Origin of the sequence: Microcella sp. (assembly GCF_033763155.1) — a bacterium.
Lineage (GTDB): Bacteria > Actinomycetota > Actinomycetes > Actinomycetales > Microbacteriaceae > Microcella.
In genome coordinates this window covers 1-1,698 of the sequence record NZ_JANRKZ010000098.1, presented here as the reverse complement: position 1 = coordinate 1,698, position 1,698 = coordinate 1, and the positions used below count along the sequence as shown (strand labels likewise).

Annotated in this window: 2 protein-coding genes and 1 pseudogene; all 3 read left to right on the top strand. The window is 64.2% G+C overall.

Going from position 1 to position 1,698, the window contains the following annotated elements:
- The coding region (locus SFU54_RS04665) for a peptidase dimerization domain-containing protein (protein ID WP_319015139.1) at positions 1-688 on the top strand (688 nt) is incomplete at its 5' end.
- Positions 689-719: 31 nt separating this feature from the next.
- Positions 720-1,085 carry an iron-sulfur cluster assembly accessory protein gene (locus tag SFU54_RS04660; protein ID WP_319015138.1) on the top strand — a complete coding sequence of 122 codons (366 nt, stop codon included), beginning with the start codon at positions 720-722 and terminating at the stop codon, positions 1,083-1,085.
- A gap of 202 nt (positions 1,086-1,287) precedes the next feature.
- Positions 1,288-1,698 (top strand): annotated as a pseudogene (locus SFU54_RS04655) (cytochrome C oxidase subunit II); the annotation flags it as partial.

Here is a 1,698-nt window from a genome sequence, read left to right as displayed (position 1 = left end):
ACCGGATGCGATGCTCGCCACGATCGCCCTTCTCGCTACCCTGCACGACGCCGAGGGCTCGGTCGCCGTGGCGGGTATGCGGTCACACGATCAAGAGGTGCCCGTGATTACAGAGCAGCGGCTCCGCGACGAAACGGGACTGCTCGACGGTGTCACTCCCATCGGCCGTGGTGACCTGCTTCACCGCATCTGGGCACAGCCGTCGATCACCGTGACGGGCATTGACGCCCCGAGCGTTCAGAACGCCTCGAACACCCTGGCGCCCTCGATCACCGTGAAGATCAGTGCGCGCGTTGCGCCGGGCCAGACGGCAGCCGATGCATTCGCGGCTCTTCAACAGCACCTTGTCGACCACGCGCCGTTTGGGGCGCACCTCGAATTTGGGTCCATCGACCTGGGCGAGCCGTTTCTCGTCGACGCGACCGGCTGGGCGGTCGACGAAGCCCGCGCGGCCATGATCGATGCGTGGCAGTCAGAGCCCGTGTTCGCCGGCGTCGGCGGATCAATCCCGTTCATCGCCCAACTGGCCGAGAGCTTTCCCGACGCGCAGGTGCTCGTGACCGGCGTTGAAGACCCGCACACTCGAGCCCACAGCCCGGATGAGTCGCTTCACCTCGGGGTGTTTCGCCGCGCGATCCTCACCGAAGCCGTTCTTCTGACGCGCATCCAGAACCACCGCGTACACTGACCCCAGACATCGATCGACGCGAGGAGTCTCTATGACCGACACCGCACTTTCTTCACAGAGCACTGACACGACCCACGGTGTCAGCTTGACCGACGCTGCAGCGGCGAAGGTTCGCTCGCTGCTCGAGCAAGAGGGTCGTGACGACCTGCGTTTGCGCCTCGCTGTGCAGCCCGGCGGCTGCTCCGGCCTGATCTACCAGCTTTACTTCGACGAGCGTGTGCTCGACGGTGACTTCTTGCGCGACTTCGACGGTGTCGAAGTTGTCGTCGACAAGATGAGCGTGCCCTATCTCGACGGCGCCTCTATCGACTTCGAAGACACCATTCAGAAGCAGGGTTTCACCATCGATAACCCCAACGCTGGCGGCAGTTGCGCCTGCGGAGACAGCTTCCACTAGGCATGAATTGCGTCTCGACGACGCTACGAGGGGCTCGCCAGTCGGCGAGCCCCTCTGTCGTTCTCGCCGAAGCCCCATGAGCGAGGATGCCTCGCCAGATTCATGCTGATTGAGGGCGCTTTCGGAGCGTCGCGAGGCGGTCTGCGCCTCGACGGTGACGTAGACTGACGATGTCCCCGCCACCCGCCACGAGAGGTCTCCGGTGCGTTCCAACCGACGTCTTCGATTGACGGCGATCCCGCTCGCCCTCGTCTCCACGGTCGCCCTCGCGGGTTGCACCACACAGATGCAGCTCGGCTGGTTGCCGACCGAACCCGGCACGACAAACCAGGTTGACCGCGTTATTGGTCTCTGGGTCACGTCGTGGATCGTCTTGCTTGTCGTGGGTGTCATCACCTGGGGCCTGATCATCTGGGCAGCGATCGTTTACCGCCGCCGCAAGGGTCAGACCGGGCTTCCGGTGCAGCTTCGGTACAACATGCCCATCGAGGTGTTCTACACGGTCGTGCCGCTGATCCTCGTGCTCGGCTTCTTCGCGTTCACCGCGCGCGACCAGCAGGAGATCGAGGCGCCCCTCGCCGACCCCGACGTCACCATCGAGGTCTACGGCAAG

Bases quoted from the DNA above. Each gene is read 5' to 3' on its own strand.
- SFU54_RS04660 (WP_319015138.1), top strand. From the start codon at position 720: ATGACCGACACCGCACTTTCTTCACAGAGCACTGACACGACCCACGGT.